General features: G+C 64.5%; 16 protein-coding genes. 12 read left to right on the top strand and 4 right to left on the bottom strand.

All coding sequences use genetic code 11. The features are described 5' to 3' along the window. The first annotated feature begins 1 nt into the window (after position 1). The 5 genes from phnL to NCT32_RS19840 all read left to right on the top strand — a co-directional run bounded on the left by phnL (position 2) and on the right by NCT32_RS19840 (position 5,766). Positions 2–769 carry a phosphonate C-P lyase system protein PhnL gene (phnL, locus tag NCT32_RS19860; protein ID WP_061120742.1) on the top strand — a complete coding sequence of 256 codons (768 nt, stop codon included), beginning with the start codon at positions 2–4 and terminating at the stop codon, positions 767–769. Beyond that, positions 763–1,896 carry an alpha-D-ribose 1-methylphosphonate 5-triphosphate diphosphatase gene (locus NCT32_RS19855; protein WP_061120743.1) on the top strand — a complete coding sequence of 378 codons (1,134 nt, stop codon included), beginning with the start codon at positions 763–765 and terminating at the stop codon, positions 1,894–1,896. The genes phnL and NCT32_RS19855 overlap by 7 nt, the downstream gene beginning before the upstream one ends. Before the next feature lie 276 nt (positions 1,897–2,172). Then, a complete protein-coding gene (locus NCT32_RS19850) occupies positions 2,173–3,537 on the top strand; it encodes an MFS transporter (RefSeq protein WP_061120744.1) in 1,365 nt (454 codons plus the stop codon). Between the two features lie 249 nt (positions 3,538–3,786). Further along, a complete protein-coding gene (locus tag NCT32_RS19845; protein WP_250477508.1) occupies positions 3,787–5,325 on the top strand; it encodes a methyl-accepting chemotaxis protein in 1,539 nt (512 codons plus the stop codon). A 162-nt stretch (positions 5,326–5,487) separates the two neighbouring features. Continuing rightward, positions 5,488–5,766: a hypothetical protein gene (locus tag NCT32_RS19840; protein WP_061120786.1), complete on the top strand. Its 279-nt coding sequence runs from the start codon at positions 5,488–5,490 to the stop codon at positions 5,764–5,766. Positions 5,767–5,840: 74 nt separating this feature from the next. Here the strand turns inward: NCT32_RS19840 and NCT32_RS19835 are convergent, their stop codons facing one another. Next, entirely contained in the window at positions 5,841–6,275 is a 435-nt protein-coding gene (locus tag NCT32_RS19835; RefSeq protein ID WP_061120746.1) for a VOC family protein, read from the bottom strand. A 114-nt stretch (positions 6,276–6,389) separates the two neighbouring features. Here NCT32_RS19835 and NCT32_RS19830 point away from each other — a divergent pair, with 114 nt between their 5' ends. Together NCT32_RS19830 and NCT32_RS19825 are read left to right on the top strand one after the other, a co-directional pair. After that, on the top strand, positions 6,390–7,328 hold the full coding sequence (locus NCT32_RS19830) for a LysR family transcriptional regulator (RefSeq protein ID WP_061120747.1): 939 nt from the start codon (positions 6,390–6,392) through the stop codon (positions 7,326–7,328). A gap of 36 nt (positions 7,329–7,364) precedes the next feature. Further along, positions 7,365–8,495, top strand: a complete 1,131-nt coding sequence (locus NCT32_RS19825; protein WP_061120748.1) for an FUSC family protein — start codon at positions 7,365–7,367, stop codon at positions 8,493–8,495. A 236-nt stretch (positions 8,496–8,731) separates the two neighbouring features. Here the strand turns inward: NCT32_RS19825 and NCT32_RS19820 are convergent, their stop codons facing one another. Next, a complete protein-coding gene (locus tag NCT32_RS19820; protein WP_061120749.1) occupies positions 8,732–10,615 on the bottom strand; it encodes a PAS domain-containing sensor histidine kinase in 1,884 nt (627 codons plus the stop codon). 385 nt (positions 10,616–11,000) lie between these two features. Here NCT32_RS19820 and NCT32_RS19815 point away from each other — a divergent pair, with 385 nt between their 5' ends. From NCT32_RS19815 to NCT32_RS19805, 3 genes are all read left to right on the top strand, one after another. Beyond that, positions 11,001–12,809 (top strand): alkaline phosphatase, encoded by a 1,809-nt coding sequence (locus NCT32_RS19815; protein ID WP_250490491.1) that lies wholly within the window; start codon positions 11,001–11,003, stop codon positions 12,807–12,809. 180 nt (positions 12,810–12,989) lie between these two features. Then, the gene (locus NCT32_RS19810) at positions 12,990–13,217 is read left to right on the top strand and encodes a hypothetical protein (protein ID WP_061120751.1); all 228 of its coding nucleotides are present in this window, start codon (positions 12,990–12,992) and stop codon (positions 13,215–13,217) included. A 221-nt stretch (positions 13,218–13,438) separates the two neighbouring features. Continuing rightward, positions 13,439–13,660: a hypothetical protein gene (locus NCT32_RS19805; protein ID WP_061120752.1), complete on the top strand. Its 222-nt coding sequence runs from the start codon at positions 13,439–13,441 to the stop codon at positions 13,658–13,660. Between the two features lie 53 nt (positions 13,661–13,713). Here NCT32_RS19805 and NCT32_RS19800 read toward each other — a convergent pair whose 3' ends face one another. Further along, positions 13,714–15,243 (bottom strand): MDR family MFS transporter, encoded by a 1,530-nt coding sequence (locus tag NCT32_RS19800; protein WP_061120787.1) that lies wholly within the window; start codon positions 15,241–15,243, stop codon positions 13,714–13,716. Between the two features lie 58 nt (positions 15,244–15,301). Further along, positions 15,302–15,715 carry a hypothetical protein gene (locus NCT32_RS19795; protein ID WP_143756416.1) on the bottom strand — a complete coding sequence of 138 codons (414 nt, stop codon included), beginning with the start codon at positions 15,713–15,715 and terminating at the stop codon, positions 15,302–15,304. Here NCT32_RS19795 and NCT32_RS19790 point away from each other — a divergent pair. Then, on the top strand, positions 15,708–17,057 hold the full coding sequence (locus tag NCT32_RS19790) for an ATP-binding protein (RefSeq protein ID WP_061120753.1): 1,350 nt from the start codon (positions 15,708–15,710) through the stop codon (positions 17,055–17,057). The two genes, NCT32_RS19795 and NCT32_RS19790, sit on opposite strands and share 8 nt — an antisense overlap. A 167-nt stretch (positions 17,058–17,224) precedes the next feature. After that, the gene (locus NCT32_RS19785; RefSeq protein WP_250490490.1) at positions 17,225–17,908 is read left to right on the top strand and encodes a response regulator transcription factor; all 684 of its coding nucleotides are present in this window, start codon (positions 17,225–17,227) and stop codon (positions 17,906–17,908) included. Positions 17,909–17,914 lie beyond the last annotated feature (6 nt).

The following is a 17,914-nucleotide window of genomic DNA, read 5'->3' as shown; positions in this document are numbered from 1 at the left end:
GATGACCATGAATGCCTTTGTCACGAACGACACGCTGATGCTGCAGGCACGCGGCATCGAAAAGACCTTTACGCTGCATCAGCAGGGGGGCGTCCGTATTGCTGCGCTGTCGGGCGTTTCGCTCGATGTCGAGCGCGGCGAATGTGTCGTGCTCGCGGGTGCATCGGGTGCGGGCAAGAGCACGTTCCTGCGCTGCATGTACGGCAACTATCTCGCGACGCGCGGCACCATCGCGATTCGTGACGACAGCCGTGCATCGCGCCACGTCGTGCTGACCGAAGCCGCGCCGCACGAGATCATCCGCTTGCGAAACACGACGATGGGCTATGTCAGCCAGTTCCTGCGCGCGATTCCGCGTGTGTCGTCGCTCGATCTCGTTGCGGAGCCGCTCGTGTCGCGCGGCGTGGACGAAGACGAAGCGCGCGCTCGCGCATGCGCGTTGCTCGAACGCCTCAACGTGCCGCGACGCCTGTGGGCGCTCGCGCCCGCGACGTTCTCGGGCGGCGAACAGCAGCGCGTGAACATCGCGCGCGGGCTGATCGCGGCGCATCCTCTTCTTTTGCTCGATGAACCCACCGCGTCGCTCGATGCCGAGAACCGCGACGTGGTCGCGGACCTCATCGTCGAGGCGCGCGAGCGAGGCGCGGCGATCGTCGGCATCTTTCATGACGAGGACACGCGCGAGCGCGTCGCGACCCGCATCGTGCGGCTCGCGAGCGCCGGCGGCGCTTCCGTTCAAACCGATTCCGGAGTGTGGCAGACATGCTGATCAAGAATGCGCGCATCGTGACGCGCGACGAGGAGTTCGCGGGCACCGTGCGTGTCGAGGACGGACGCATCGCCGACATCGCGCCGGGCAATACATCGGCGCGCGATGCCGTCGACTGGGACGGCGACTATCTGCTGCCGGGCTTCGTCGAACTGCATACGGACAACATCGAAAAGCATCTCGCGCCGCGTCCGGGCGTGTTGTGGAATCACGAGGCCGCGATCATCGTCCATGACGCGCAAGTGGCATCCGCCGGCATCACGACGGTGTTCGATGCGCTCGGCGTGGGCTCGCGTCCCGAAGACGGCGTGCGCGGCCGCGAACTCCAGGTGCAATGCGCGAAGTCGATCGGCAAGTTCGTCGAGCGCGATCTCCTGCGCGCCGATCACTTTCTGCATCTGCGTTGCGAAGTGGGCACGACGGATGTCGTCGAAGTGTTCGATTCGCTCTCGTCTCATCCGCTTTTCAGGCTCGCGTCGGTGATGGATCACACTCCGGGGCAACGGCAATGGCAGGACCACGAGAAGTGGCGCAAATATCAGGAGCGTCACGGCAAGTGGAGCGACGAGCACACGAAAAAGATCCTCGCCGAGCTGGCGGAACATCAGGCGCGCTATGCCGCGAAGCATCGCGCGGAAATCGTCGGGCGTTGCAAGTCCCTGAACATCTCGCTCGCGAGTCACGACGACACGCTCGTCGAGCACGTCGAGGAAGCGGCGCGCGACGGCATCGCGCTCGCCGAATTCCCGACGACGCTCGACGCCGCCCGCGCCGCGCGCCACCACGGCATCGCGACCATCATGGGCGCGCCGAACGTCGTGCGCGGCGGCTCGCATTCGGGCAACGTGTCGGCGCTCGAACTGGCGCGCGAAGGGCTGCTGGATATCCTGTCCTCGGACTACGTGCCGTCCAGTCTGCTGATCGCTGTATTCGATCTCGTGAGCAAAGCGGCCTGGTCGCTGCCGCGCGCGGTCGCGACGGTGTCGTGGGCGCCGGCGCATGCGGCCGGCCTGACCGATCGCGGCGCCATCGCGGCGGGCCTGCGCGCGGACTTCGTGCGCGTCGCGTCGGTGGACGGATTGCAGGTTCCACGCGAGACGTATCGCGCGGGACGGCGCGTAGCCTGACACGCCGCGCTTCATTCCCATCCCGCCGATAGCCACAGGTCAGCGCTTCGTCATACGCGGGTAAGCCCGCGTTGACGAAGCGCGAGCTTCTTCAGTACCCTCACACGCGTGTTCGCTATGTGAATCGGTGTTCGTCTAACGAACATTCGCGCCGATTTCCATGCAACGACCGGGTCTGCGGCTCGCACGACAACGACAAAAACGCCGGCGGGAAGCGGTTTCAGTTCCGGGATGCGGCCTTGCGAGGCGCGCGCCCATCATCGAAAAGGGAATGAAGTGAGTAGAAGTCCTGCCGTGAACGTACAGACGTTCATCAACGAGCATCCGTTCTCGCCGTTTCAATGGCTCATCTTCGTGATGTGCTTCGTGATCGTCCTTCTGGATGGTTTCGATACCGCCGCGATCGGCTTCATTGCGCCTTCGCTCGTCAACGAATGGCATATCAGCCGGCCGGCGCTCGCGCCCGTTCTGAGCGCGGCGCTCTTCGGGCTCGCCGCGGGCGCGCTGCTTTCCGGGCCGCTGTCCGACAAGCTCGGCCGCCGCGCGATGCTGCTCTCGTCGGTGCTGCTCTTCGGCGTGGCGTGTCTCGCGTCGTCGTTCGCCGCGGACCTCACGCAACTGACGACGCTGCGCTTCATCACCGGCGTCGGCCTCGGCGCGGCCATGCCGAACGCCGTCACGATGATGAGCGAGTTCTGCCCCGACAACCGCCGCGCGACGCTCATCAATCTGATGTTCTGCGGCTTTCCGCTCGGCGCGGCGTTCGGCGGCTTTCTCGCGGCATGGATGATTCCGCATTTCGGCTGGCGCAGCGTGCTGATGCTGGGCGGCGTGGCGCCGCTCGTGCTGTCGGTGCTGCTCATCGTGAAGCTGCCGGAATCGGTGCGTTATATGGTGGCGAAGGCGAAGCCAGTCGAGAAGATTCGCGCGACGCTCGCGCGCATCTCCTCCGACGCCATGCAGGCGGGCTCGTTCTTCATGACGGAAGCCGCGCCCGCCGCGGCGGGGCAGAGCGGCATGAGCGTGGTGCTGTCGCGCTCGTACATCGTCGGCTCGGTCATGCTGTGGCTCGCCTACTTCATGGGCCTCGTGATCTTCTACGCATCGATCAACTGGATGCCGATCCTGCTGAAGGAATCCGGATTGACGCCGCAGAAAGCGACGCTCATTTCCGCGCTGTTCCCGCTCGGCGGCGTCGGCGCGGTGCTGTGCGGCGTGCTGATGGACAAGTTCAACGCCAACCGCATCATCGCGGCGTGTTATGCGCTCACCGCCGTGAGCGTGTATCTGATCGGTCAGGCCGTGGGCAACGTCGGCATGCTCGTGCTCGTCGTGTTCCTCGCGGGCGTTCTGATGAACACCGCGCAATCGTCGATGCCCGCGCTGGCGGCGGCGTTCTATCCGACGCAGGGACGCGGCACGGGTGTCGCGTGGATGCTCGGCATCGGGCGCTTCGGCGGCATCGCGGGATCGTTCCTCGTCGCCGAACTGACGCGCCTGCATTTCAGCTTCGGCGGCATTTTCGCGACGATCGCGGTGGCGGGAATCGTCTCGGCTGTCGCGCTCCTGATCAAGCAGGCGGCGCATCCGGAGACGGCGATGGCGAGCGACCTCAAGGCGACGGAACCGGTCGGGCATTGATTCGACGCAGTTTCGTGCAGGCATAGCGCCCCGCGTGGCTTCGGTCTCGCGGGGCGTTTTTCTTTGCATGACCCGCGTCGCGCGAGGTCCAGCGCCTCAAGAACGGCATCTGTCTGCCGTTAATTCCCATACGGCTTTCGATCGCAGGGCCACGATGCGCCTTTTCACGCAAACGTAAAACGGCACACGATCGCAAGCCGCACAGCAAGCGCCTGCCCCGGCGCTTTCATCGGCTCCTTCAACCAGATCGTGAAAAAAATATCCTTCAAGACCAAGCTCATGAGCACCGTGGGCTTCGTATGGCTCAGTCTGATTCTTCTGTGCGCGCTCAATGCGATCTCCACGAAACACTCGCTGATGCGCAACCGTGAAAACGCGCTCGCCGAACAGGTTCAATCGGCGACGAGCGTCGTCAGGTTCTATGTCAAGCAGGCGCAAAGCGGCGCGCTGCCCGCGGAAGACGCGAAGAAGCTCGCGATCGCCAGCGTGCGCGCGATCCGTTACGGCACGAACGGCTATCTCGCCATCCTCGATTCGAAGATGTTTCAGGTGCTGAACTCGGTGCGCCCGGACACGGAAAACAAGATCAATGATTTCGTCGACAGCACCGGCAAGCACTTCACCGGCGAAATCGTCAAGCACGGTCTCGACGGCTCGCATATCACGACCTATCTCTATCCGAAGCCCGGCGAGACCGAGCCGCTGCCAAAGATCACATACGGCGACTACGTGCGCGAATGGGACTGGCATATCTACACGGGCGCGTATATCGACGATATCGACACGGCCTTTCATGCGATCGTGCTCAAGTCGCTGCTGCTCATCGGCGTGATCGGCGCGGCGTTGACGCTCGCGATGGCGCTCATCATCCGCGGCGTGCTGAAGAGCATCGGCGGCGATCCGCAGGATGTGTCGATCGTCTGCCAGCGCATCGCGGCGGGCGATCTCGCGCAGGCCGTGCAGGTGAAGCCGGGCGACGATTCGAGTCTCATGCATTCGATGCACACGATGCAGTCGCGTCTCACGCAGACGATCGCGCAGATCAAGCTCGTCGCGGATGGCATCACGGCGGCGTCGCGGGAAATTGCAGACGGTCATCACGATCTGTCTTCGCGTACCGAAGAGCAGGCGGCTTCGCTCGCGGAAACCGCATCGAGCATGGAAGAGCTCACCTCGACCGTGCGCCTCAATTCGGATAACGCCGGCCAGGCGAGCCAGCTCGCGGCGAGCGCGTCGTCGACGGTCGAAAGCGGCAGCGGCGTCGTGCTCGGCGTCGTGGCGACGATGGACAAGATCGCGGGCAGCTCGGAGAAGATCGTCGACATCATCGGCGTGATCGAAGGCATCGCGTTTCAGACCAACATTCTCGCGTTGAACGCGGCCGTCGAGGCGGCGCGCGCGGGTGAGCACGGGCGCGGATTCGCGGTGGTCGCATCGGAAGTGCGCGCGCTCGCGCAGCGTTGCGCGGCCGCGGCGAAGGACGTGAAGACGCTCATCGACGAATCGGTGACGAACGTCACGGCGGGGCAGGATCTCGCGCAGCAATCCGGCGACACGATGAAGCAGATTCTCACGTCCGTCACGCGCGTGAACGACATCATGAACGAGATCTCGTCGGCCTCGTCGCAGCAAACGCAGGGCATCGAACAGGTCGGCGTCGCGATCACGCAGATGGACGCCGTCACGCAACAGAACGCGGCGCTCGTCGAGCAGGCGACGGCCGCCGCTGCCGCGCTCGCCGTTCAGGCCGAAGAGCTGAAGCGCGCGGTCTCCGTGTTCAGAACCTGAACGCCTTTCATTCGACGACACTCCGTTTGCGAATCGTCAGACCGTGGCATGTCGCGTGCTGATTCGTATCGTGCGAACCGGCCGCGGCTCAAGCGTCGCGGCCAGCAGGCAGAACAAGCCGCAAGCATCGCATTTCGCAAACCGCAAACAGGAGTGTCCGATATGAAACGTTTCGCCCTTTCCGCCGCTGCCGGCGCCTTCGCTCTCGTCTGTGCATCCGCTTTCGCGCAGGACAATCCGCCGAGCTCGAGCACGGGCCTGCAGGCCGGCGACAACGCGCAAACGACCACGCAGCACGCGCAGTCGAAATCCCACAAATCCACGCATTCGAAGAAGATGCAGAAGAGCCCGATGAACGCGGGCCCGTCCACCGCGCCGGGCGGCACGGCGGCGCCGAGCGGACCGGGCGCGCCGGTCAGCGCGAGCGGCTCGGGTCAGTAACGGGAAACGCGCGATGAAATGACGAACGGGACGCCGCTGGCGTCCCGTTTGCTTTTGGGCTTTTGATCGACGTCTTACTTCGCGAACAGCGACGACATATCCGCGAACGCCTTGATCTCCACGGCATTGCCCGACGGATCGAGGAAGAACATCGTCGCCTGCTCGCCGACTTCGCCCCTGAAGCGCACATGCGGCTCGATGATGAAGCGCGTGCCCGCGGCGCGCAGTCTGCCGGCCAGTTCTTCCCATTGCGGAACAGACAGCACGACGCCGAAGTGGCGCACCGGCACCGCGTCGCCGTCGACCGCGCTCGTCGAACGATGCCCGGCTTCCTCGGGCGCGAGATGCGCGACGATCTGATGCCCATAGAAATTGAAATCGACCCAGGCGTCGGAGCTGCGGCCTTCCGGGCAGCCGAGCAATTCGCCGTAAAACTCGCGCGCAGCGGCGAGGCTGTGAACGGGGAACGCGAGATGGAAGGGCGGCATGGCGTGCTGGGTCGTGCTCATGGCGTGAATCCTTTAATCGACATGTGGGGAACGAAACCCCAGTGTATTGATAAATAAATCTGTTGAAAAACGATATATTGCGTGAGTCACCTCCAATATTTTCGATGAATCGACATGCTGCGCGAACTTCAGACCTTCATCGCGGTGGCGCGCCACGGTACGTTTGCGGGCGCGGGCGCGCATATCGGCCTCACGCAGTCGGCGGTGAGCGCGCAGATGCAGCGCCTCGAAGCGCATCTCGGCGTCACGCTCTTCGACCGCACCGGCCGCTCCGCGACGCTCAACAAGGCGGGCAGACGCACGCTCGAACTCGCCGACGAACTGATCGCACTGTACGCGCGTCTGGCCGAACCGGAAGGCGAGGACGGGCGCGGCGGCTTGCTTTCGGTGGGCGCGATCGCCTCGGCCCATGCGGTGCTTTTGCCCGAAGCGATCGGCGCATTCCGGCGCGTGCTGCCCGCCTGGCGCATCCGGCTCGTGCCGGGCGTTTCGCTCAATCTGCTGGCGAGCGTCGATGCGGGCGAGATGGACATGGCCGTCATCATCCGTCCGCCGTTCGCGCTGCAGATAGAGCTGCGATGGCGCACGCTCGTCGCGGAGCCGTTCGTGCTGCTCGCGCCCGCCGCCAGGAAAGGCGCTGACTGGCGCGAACTGATCGAAACGGAGCCGTTCATCCGTTATGACCGGCGCTCGTTCGGCGGGCGGCAAGTCGATATGTTTCTGACCAAGCGCCGCATCGCGGTGCGCGACTCGATCGAAGTCGACGAGCTGCCGGGCATCGCGCAACTGGTGGCGCGGGGCCTGGGCGTGGCGCTTCTGCCGGTGTCAGACGGCATCGGTGCGTGGCCGCGCGGTGCGGTCGCGCTCGAACTCGGCGATGCCACGTTCCATCGCGAGATCGGTCTCGTCGAGCGCGCGCGGCGCCTGCGTGCGGACGAGCCGGATGCGGCGACGCGGCTCGCGGGCTGCATCGTCGAGGCGGCGGGGCGTGGCGCGGCGAAAACGCCTGTCGGACGCGCACGCAGGCGGAACCCGGGGCGCGGCATCGCCTAGAATGCGTTGCAGACGCGTTCCCTTCGGTGGATGCCCATGGATGACGAGGAAGATATCGGCGACGCGAGATCCGGCCTCGCGGACACGGCGCTGACGCTCGCGCGATCGGGCGCACGTCGCGCCGAGGCGGCGCTCGCGTGGCTCGATCGCGTCGATCCCGGCACGCATCGGCGTATCAAGGGATTGCGGCTCGTCACCGCGTACGGCCTCGCGGCGGCGCTCGGCGCGTTGCAGGACGTGACGCAGAGCGTGCCGCCGGGCGTGTCCGTCGGCGGGCTCGCGGGCGGGTTCGCGCTCTGGGCGAGCGTGTCGGAGGCGCGCGCGACGCGTTTCGAATCGAGCCGCGATCTCGTCGTGCTGTGCATCGCGGCGGCGTTCGGTGCGCTGACCTTTGCTCTGTTCGGCCCGTCGCTGCGCGAGCTCGGGCGCGGCGGCGCCGAGCTGATTCTCGTGACGGGCGCCTTTCTGGCGGGCTACCTGAAGCGGTTCGGAGTGACCGGCGCGGGTATCGGCTCGCAGCTCTACATCGGACAGCTTCTCGCCTATGGGATGGACCTCAGGCCCGGCGATTCACGGGCGATTCTGATCGCCTTGCTGATCGGGATGCTTGCTGCCATCGTGCCGCGCATGTTGAGCGGGCCGGCCGAGCATCCGGCCGTGCTGCCGGCGTTGGCGTCCGAGCCTGCGTATGGACGTCACGCGATATCGCCGGCGTTCGCGATGGGCCTGCAGGCGGCGTGCGGCGCGCTCGTCGTCGTAGTGCTGAACCGCGCGTTCGGGCTGGCGGAATCGGCGTGGGCGATCACGGCTTGCGTGTATGTCGTCGCGACGTCGGCGGTCGGGACGGCGGAGCGCGTGCGGCGACGCATCTACGGGACGCTCGTCGGGGTGCCGATCGGCATCGTTTGCCTGCCGCTTGCGGAGCATTGGCCGCTCGTCGTCTGGATCTTGTCCGCGTTCGCGATGATCGCTTATGCGATGGCGTTGCCGGAGCGGTATGACGTCGCGTGTGGGGCCTTTGCGTTCGTGCTCATCGTGACGATGGCGGCGAGCGGGGTGCATTCCGTGGAACTGCTGACGGCGCGGGCCTGGGAGACGCTTTTGGGTGGGGCGTTGGGGTTGCTTGCGTCGAGGGTTATTTTTCCGTTGCGGGTGGTGAGGGGGTAGGGTGGTGGTTTTTGGCGCCGCGGTGCTCCCTCTTCTTTTGGATAGCAAAGTTATCGGATTTGAAGTCAGAACGAAACAGGCAGGCGAAATGTTGTGTCGATGAAGCTGCGCAAAGCTGACGCTTCTTGAATTCGAGCGTTATGCGAGTAAGCGCCGCCCCGCACGGCGCAACGCTGATAAACCAACGCGAACACGCAACTGCCGAAAGCGCAAAAGCACCAGCTAACCCAACCAGCTCAACGCCCCGCCACCTTCTCCAGCAACCTGTCCAGCACGTCGAAATCGACCGGCTTCACGAGATGCATATCGAAGCCCGCCTGCGCGGAGCGTTCCTTGTCGCTCTCCTGCCCGAACCCCGTCATCGCGACCACTTTGGCGGGTCCAAGGAGCCGTTGCGAGCGCAGCGTCCGCAGCACCGCGTACCCATCCATATCGGGCAACGCCAGATCGAGCAGAACCAGATCCGGAGGAAAATGCCGAATGACTTCGAGCCCTTCCTTGCCGTGATACGCGGTGCGCACGTCATGCCCCTTCATCTGCAGCAGCATGGCGAGGCTGTCGGCTGAATCCTGGTTGTCGTCGATCAGCACGACGCGCAGACCATCGCCCGCGGCCTGCGTCGCGTTCTGCGCGAGCACGCGATGCGGCCGCGGCGCATCGTCGTCGGACGCATAGGGCAGGCGCACCGTAAACGTGCTGCCCTGATTCGGCCCGGCGCTCACCGCGCTGATCGAGCCGCCATGCATCTCGACGATCGACCGGCACAGCGTGAGTCCGATGCCGAGCCCCGCTTCGCCGGGATTGAGATAGTGATCCTCCTGCACGAAGAGATCGAAGATGGACGCGAGGCCCTTTTGCGAAATGCCGCGCCCGGTGTCGATCACTTTCAGCAGCAGGGCGGTCGGCTCAGGCTCGACGACAACGCTGATCGTGCTCCCCCGCGGCGAGAACTTCGACGCGTTGTTCAACAGGTTCTGCACGACCTGCACGAGCCGTGTGCTGTCCCCCACCACATGAACCGGCTCCTGCGGCAGCTTCGTGACGACGCGCTGCATGCGCTCATCGGTGAAAGGATGCACGAGCTCGGTGCTGCGCGCGACGATATCGCTCACGTCCACGCGCGCCATGCGCAGATCGATCTTGCCCGTGGTGATGCGGCCCATGTCCAGCAGATCGTCGACGAGCCGGCCGAGATGCGACGTCTGCCTGTCGATGATGTCGCGGCACGCGGCGACGCGCTGCGGCATGTCCGTTTCCATCTGCATCACGCCGATGGCATTGCGCACCGGCGCGAGCGGATTGCGCAGCTCGTGCGCGAGCGTAGCGAGAAACTCGCTGATGCGCCGCGACGATACCTCGAGCTGCTCGAGGCGCTTGCGCTCGCTCATGTCGCGCGTGACCTTCGCGAAGCCGCGCAGCACGCGATGCTCGTCGTACACCGCCGTGATGATCACGTTCGCCCAGAAGAGCGAGCCGTCCTTGCGCACGCGCCAGCCTTCGTTTTCCACGCGGCCAGTGCGAATCGCGGTCTGTAGTTCGATCTCGGGAAGGTTCGCGGCCAGATCCTCGGGGCAATAAAACGTCGAAAAGTGCTTCCCGAGAATCTCCGATGGCTGATAGCCCTTGATGCGCATCGCGCCCGTATTCCAGCTCGCGATATGGCCGCCCGTATCGAGCATGAAGATCGCGTAGTCGCTCACGCTTTCCACGAGCAAACGGAAGCGCTCTTCGGACAGACGCAGCTTTTCCTCCTCGGCGCGCTTGGCGGTGAGATCGTGCGTGCATTTCGCGTAGCCGATGATCTCGCCCTTCGTATTGCGCGCCGCGGTAATGACGACGTTCGCCCAGAACAGCGAGCCGTCCTTGCGCACGCGCCAGCCTTCATCCTCGAAGCGGCCGGTCGCGTACGCCTGCTTCAGTTCGTATTCGGGCCAGCCGCGCGCCACCGACTCCGCCGTGTAGAAGCGCGACAGATGCTGGCCGATGATCTCGTGCGCCTCATAACCTTTGATCTTGCGTGCGCCGCTGTTCCAGCTCGTGATGCGGCCGTTGAGGTCGAGCATGAAAATCGCGCAGTCTTCGATCGCATCGACGAGCGCGTGATACTGCGCGTCGGTCATTGCGCGCCCGCTCGAAGCCGGGCCTGCGACGCCGAGTTGGGGAACGGCGGATCTCGATCTGGTCATGGGTCTGTAGTCAGCGCAGCGGTGATGTGGTGTATCGCATTTCCGTGTAGCCGGTGCGTGGCCGGTGGACATCGCCTGGACAAAAGTCGCTTACGACAGTTTACCCGCTGGCGGCGCCTCGCACCGAAGCCTTTGTAACAAGCGGTAGGCGGCGGCTGGCCGTCCCGTAAACGTCCCTTGACAGCGCGCGGTGTGATTTATAGCTTTTAATCATTTCAATCCCGAAAAGAGCCTCGCTCATCCGTCGGATCGGCCGCTCGACGCATCCAGCGAACTCGTCTGTTGCGCACCGCCCTGACGTTTGCAAACGGAGGCTCTCATGGACCGTCGTCGCTTCCTCTCGCTGTCCGCGTTCTATACCGTCGCGGCCGCCACCGGCACGCTTGCCGCCTGCCATTCGGGCGATCACGACGACAACGGCAACGCCGGGGGCGGCGGTTCGACGCCGCCGCCCGCGGGCGCATTTGCGTTCCCGCAAGGCGTCGCGAGCGGCGATCCGCGCGACGTCTCCGCGGTATTCTGGACCCGCTGCGTCGCGAACGGCAGCAATGCGGCGGCGTCGCCGTCGCCCGTCGCGGTGACGTTGCAGGTGTCAGCGCAGCAGAACTTCGCGCAGCTCGTCGCCAGCGTGCCGTTGAGTGCCGTCGCAGATTACGACTTCACCGTGCGGACCAAGGTCACCGGTCTCGCCGCGAAGACGACGTACTACTACCGTTTCGTCGCGGGCAGCGACATCAGCGCGACGGGCACGACGCGCACCGCGGCCGCGGCGAACGAAGCCATCCCGCAACTGCGCTTCGCTTGGTTCGTGTGCCAGAACTGGAGCGCGAATCACTGGCAGGCAATGTCGCTGCTGGCCGCTGAAACCGATCTCGACTTCGTCGTGCATCTGGGCGATTACATCTACGAGGCGGGCTTCGCCGCGCAACCCGGCACCGTGGAGCCGGCGCATCCGGCGATCACGCTGCCGAGCGGCGGCGCCTATGCCAGCACGTTCGATGACTACCGCACGCTATATCGCACATATCGCGGCGACGCGCGCCTGCAGAACGTGCATGCGCGCTTCCCGGTCATCGCGATCTGGGACGATCACGAATTCTCCGACGATTGCTGGCAGGATCATCAGACCTATACGAACGCCAATCTTCAGCAGACCGCGCGACGCCGCAATGCGAATCAGGCGTGGGCCGAGTACTTGCCGGTCGACTGGGGCGACGTGTCGTTCGATCTCAACAACACGGCCTACGACAACATCCGCATCTATCGCGACTTCCACTTCGGCTCGCTCATGCATCTCGTGATGACCGACGAGCGGCTCTATCGCGACGATCACGTCGTGAGCGAAGCGGCCATCGCGCAGGCGCTCGGGCACGATCCGGTCAACGGCAACGATCTCGTCGGCTCGCGTTATTTCGTGGCCCAGCAAGTGCTCGCGCGATTCGAAGCAGCCGATACGCAACGGCTCGGGCGCGTACCCTCTATCTTCGGTCCCGCGCAGACGCAATGGTGGAAGGACACGCTGAAGGCTTCCACCTCGATATGGAAGGTATGGGGCAACGAAGTGATGATGAACCGACTGTGGCTCGATCTCACGTCGATCGCGCCCGCGCCCGATAACGTCGTGTTCGTGCTCGATTGCGACGCGTGGGATGGCTATCCGTCGCACAAGGCGGATCTGCTGTCGTTCGTGAAGGCGCAGAACATCACGAATCTCGTCGCGATCACGGGCGATCTGCATGCGTTCCAGGCGGGCATCGTGCGCGACGTGCCCAATCCCGCGACGGGCACGCCGGTGATGATCGATCTGATGTCGGCGGGCATCAGCAGCCAGCCTTTCTTCGAAGACGTGAAGACGTATGCGGCGGGCATGCCCCTCGCCTCGCTGATCGGTTCATCGGCGCTATTGGACAGCTTCATCCGCCAGAACAATCCGGACATGCTGTATGCCGATCACGACGGCATCGGCTACGCATCGGCGACTCTCACGCCCACGCAATTCGTCGCGATCTTCAACAAGATGAAGTTCCTCAATGCCGACGGCACTGCGCCGCAAAGCCCGCTGCAAAAGCGCACGCGACTGACGATCAATGCGGGCGCGGTATCCGTCGCTGTCGAGGACAACGTGTGAATGCACAACGCGCTTCATACACAAGCGATCGATCCATCCATTCCTATCCGTGCTTTTGAGGGGATTTCAACGCCGATCCGCGCACGTAGACTGCGTGCACATTTCATGAGGTCGGTTGCTGGCAGGCAGTGCAATGAGGCCGATTTGAAGTGGCTATGTGAAACCCTCAGGAGCACTATCATGACCGGCAAACTCAAAGGCATCTTCCTCGTCGCGGCGCTCGCGGGCGCTTCCCATGCAATGGCGAGCGGCTATGGCCCTGCACCGTATTACTCGCCGATGGACGGCGCGCCCATGTCGCAGCAAGGCATGAACATGCAGACCATCGCACAGGATGCACAGCAAACCAACGACGCGAGCGTCGACAAGTCGAAGCAGGACAGCCCGCTCATGCAGGCGCAGGACTGAGCACGTCTGCGATGACTTCGCGTCCTGCCGGTCATGCCGGCGGGACGCGCTCGTCCTGAATCCGCCGATGCGGTGACACCCATGGTGAGCCGTTCTTCCGGGGGGATTTCAAGTCGAGCGCACGCAATTACACTGCGGGCACATTTCGGAGGGTCGAGCCTGTGGCAGGCAGTGCGAAGAGGCCCTTGAAGTGAACCTTCGAAACCTTCAGGAGCACGACCATGACAGGAAGACTCATCGGCATTGTCCTCATCGCGGCGCTGGTCGCCGGATGCTATGCGCTCGCACGCGGCCATGGTCCCATGACGTACTACATGGACGACAACGCGCTGCTGTCGCGCTATCTCGCCGATGCACAGACGCTCGCAAGCGACAGTCAGCCCGCGAGCGCGAGTGTCGCGACCGTGAAGCACGACAGCCCGCTGCTTCAGTCGCAGGACTGACGACGCTCGGCGAAATGCGGCTGATGTACTGGGTCCAGATCATCGCCGACGATTCAATGGAACGCCTGATTCGCCGCGTTTTTCGCGGCGTTCGATGCGCCGTCCGCGCCGACGTTCCCGACGGTTTCCTTCGCGCGCCCGATCTCGATCTTCGGCATGAACAGCATCGCGACGACGGTGCCGAGCGCGATCACGAACATTGCCGCGAACGTCAGATGCAGCGAGTGATGCAGCACGAGTCGGATCTCGTTGTTCGTCGCGAAGTCGCCGGGCACGGACGAGAGCAGTTGCTTCAACTGGTCCGCGTGCACGGGCGGCAGGCCGTCCGTATGCGTGAGGCCGTAGTTCTGCACCGCGCCGAACACGGCGGCGCCGAGCGTGTTGCCGAGATTGCGCGAGAAGAGGTTCGATGCGGTCGCGCTGCCTCGCTCGTGCGGCTGCACGATTTCCTGGATCAGGATGAGACACGACACGCTCGTGATGCCCATGCCTAAGCCGAGCACCGCCGAGCCGACGCCCGCCCAGATCGCGCTCGATTGCGGACCGAGCAGCACGAAGGGCAACGCGCCGAGCGGAATGAACACCGGGCCGATCATCAACAGGCGCCTCAGACCGATGCGGCTGAACGAGCGCGAAGTAAAGGTCGCGCCGCTCGGCCAGCCGATCATCATCATCGTGAGCGCGAGGCCCGCTTCGACCGGCGTGCGATGCATCACGCCCTGCACGTACATCGGCAGGAAGGTGGTGAGGCCCATCATCGCCATGCCGGCGAGCAGGGTCGCGACGTTGCTCGCCGCGATCGGCCGATGCGACCACAGGCCGAACGAGATCATCGGATCGGCGGCGCGGCGCTCCTGAACCACGAAGCACACGCTGGCGATGACCAGCACCGCGATCTCGATGCCGACGCGCGCATTGCTCGCGTGGCCGGCGTCGGTGAGCGTCATCATCAGCGCGGCGACGGCGGCGGTGAAGAAGAACGCGCCCGCGAAATCGATCGCCGGACGGCCGTGACGCTTTTCCTCGTGCAGGAAGAGGATGAAAAGCAGCGCGGCCAGAATGCCGATCGGCACGTTGATCCAGAAGATCCACGCCCACGAGAACTGGCGGATCAGCAGGCCGCCGACCATCGGCCCGAGCACGGCGGACACCGCCCAGACGCTCGCGAGATAGCCCTGCACCTTGCCGCGCTCGCGCGCCGGATAGAGATCGCCGACCACCGTCAGCGCGACCGGCAGGATCGCCCCCGCGCCGACACCCTGGATCAGCCGGAACACGATCATCGCGGGCATCGACCACGCGAAGCCCGCGAGCACCGAGCCGATCAGAAAGATGGCGATGCCCGCAAGGATGGCCGGCTTGCGGCCGTACAGGTCCGCGAGCTTGCCGAACACCACCGTGAGCGCCGTCTGCGTGAGCAGGAAGGAAGAAAACACCCAGCTGTAGAGATTGAGCCCGCCGAGTTGCGTCGCGATTTGCGGCATCGCGGTCGAGACGATGGTGGCTTCGATCGCGACCATGGCCATCGAGGCCATGACCGCTGCAATGACGAGGGGACGGGCGGTTTGTCTGTTCTGTGACATGCGGTGATGAATGGCAGATCGCGCGCCGCGCGAACCGGATGCGATGCGCGCGAAGCGGTCATGCTCGAAAGATGGAATTGCGGCGGCGACGCCCAGGCTTGCGAATTCCTTGCAGCCGAAGCAATGTCGCCGATGAAGAAGCGCCGGATGCAATGTTATCCCGCCGCGGGAAACGCTGCTCGGCGACGCCTGACGCGCCCTCATTCAACGCTAATTCTTCGCGCCTACGCTTCTTCATGTGGACGGGCGGCGCTTGCCCCAGCACTTTGCGGCTCGTTTCACGTTTTTCGTAACTCCTCAGCCCTTGGGCGTCGGCCGTCATCGGACCGACGCCCTTTTTCTTCCGGCGCTCACGCGCAGCTGTCACGCACATGTCGTCTTTCAGACCGAAATCTCCGGGAATGTCGCCTAAAATCGAACGGGCAGCTGAATCGCCCCGTTCCTTTCCGAAGCGGCGCACCCGGATGATCAAATCACTGAAGAATCAACTCGTCGTCGCGCTGGGGCTGCTCGTGAGCGTGATCGGCGTCGTGCAGGGCGTGAGTTCGTATCAGTTGAGCAAGACCGGCATGAGCGCGCTCCTCGACATGCGGCTCGAACAAGTGGCGGCGCGCATGCGCGACGGCTTCGCCGAGGGCATACCGCAGAATCCCGCGCGCGGCTCGCAGGACGATCGCGATGTCGTCGTCGTCGTGTGGAAGCCCGATGCCACTTTCCCGTTCCGCACGACCGATCCGTCACTGCATTTTCCGCGCGACGCGCAAGCGGGTTTCTCCGGCGTCGAGGTCAACGACGAACATTGGCGCGTCTTCACCCGTCAGGAGCCGACGATGACCATTCAGGTCGCGCAACGTTCGTCCGTGCGCCGCGAGATCACGCAGGAAGCCGCGACGCAAACGCTCTGGCCGATCGCCGTACTGCTGCCGCTCATATGGATCGCGGTCGCGCTCGTCGTGCGGCGCTCGCTGCGTCAGTTGAACGAGCTGGGCGCGCAGGTGCGGGCCATCGACATGGGTCATCTGCAGCCGCTGCCGACCGTCGGCGTGCCGACGGAAATCACGCCCTTCATCGAGTCGATCAACACGATGATCGAGCGCCTGGCCACCTCGATCGAAAAGGAACGCAAGTTCATCGCCGACGCCGCGCACGAACTCCGCACGCCGCTCACCGCGCTTCAGCTTCAGGCCGACAATCTCGCGCCGCATATCGTCGCCGGCAATCAGGAGCGCTTTCAGGAATTGCGCAAGGGCATCGCGCGCAGCGGCAAGCTCATCGCGCAACTCTTGCGGCTCGCGCGCGCCGATGCACCGGTGAACGGCGCACCGCTCGCGCGCGTAGACCTCTCGGAAGTGGTGACGGGCGCCGTCGCCGACGTGCTGCCGATCGCGATCTCGCGCGGCATGGACATCGGCGCGGAGGAAATGGTGAACGCGCACGTGCGCGCGGTCGAGACGGACATCGGGATGGCGGTGAAGAATCTCGTGTCGAACGCGGTGCGCTATACGCCGGATGGCGGCACCATCGACCTGCGCATGCGGCGTGACGGCGACATGGTCTGGATCGACGTGATCGACAACGGCCCGGGCATCGACGAAGCACTGCTGCCGCGCGTGTTCGATCGCTTTTTCCGGGCGAATCCGGACGTGGAGGGCAGCGGGCTAGGCTTGTCCATCGTGAAGGCTATCGCCGCGCGCTACGGCGGCGACGTCACGCTGAGAAACCGCAGCGACGGCCAATCGGGCATCGTCGCTTCAATCAGCTTTCCGGTCGAAGAAGTCAGCGAAAACGTGCCTGCGCCTGTATTCAACACGTAGGGATTTGCGCGCGCTTTTACGACGATTACAATGCATTCGCTGCGCGGCACAAAGCGATCTTCACCGGTCAGTAGAAGAATTAAATAGACCGGTCGTGCGTTTGGATTTTTCGGGCCGCATTCCTAGGCGCGTGGCGCGCGCCATTCTCGCGAGGCGCGGGGTGGAACATGCGAATTCTCCTGATCGAAGACGACGTGCAGATCGGCACGAGCCTCATGCGTGCGCTCAAGGATGCCGACTATGCCGTGGACTGGGTCCGCGACGGCAACGCGGGCCGCGAGGCGATCAACGCCGCCGAATACACCGTCGTGCTGCTCGATCTCGGCTTGCCGGGCGTGACGGGCATCGAGCTGTTGCGACAGGCGCGCACGGGCGGAAACGCGACGCCGGTGCTGATCCTCACCGCGCGCGATGATGTCGACACACGCGTTCATGGCCTCGATCTCGGCGCCGACGACTATCTGCTCAAGCCCTTCAATATGCCCGAACTCCTTGCGCGCATCCGCGCGGTGCTGCGGCGCAAGGCGGGCTACGCGGTCTCGCGTCTCGGCGACGATTCGATCTGCCTCAATCTCGACCAGCGCACGCTCACCTGCGGCGAGAATTCGGGCGTGCTGTCCGCACGTGAATTCGCGCTGATGCACGCGCTGCTCGAACGTCCCGGCACGATCTTCTCGCGCGACCAACTGGAAGACCGGCTCTATGGCTGGGGCAAGGAAGTGGAGAGCAACGCCGTGGACGTGCTGATCCATTCGGTGCGCAAGAAATTCGGCGCGGGCGTGATCCGCAACGTGCGCGGGCTCGGCTGGACCGTGATGCTCGGGCAGGCGGGCCGCGAGGAAACGAAGTAGCGCGCG

It is taken from the genome of Caballeronia sp. INML2 (assembly GCF_023631365.1).
In the GTDB taxonomy this organism is placed as follows: domain Bacteria; phylum Pseudomonadota; class Gammaproteobacteria; order Burkholderiales; family Burkholderiaceae; genus Caballeronia; species Caballeronia turbans.
The sequence above is the reverse complement of the archived record's forward strand: the minus strand, read 5'-3'. Positions and strand labels throughout refer to the sequence as shown.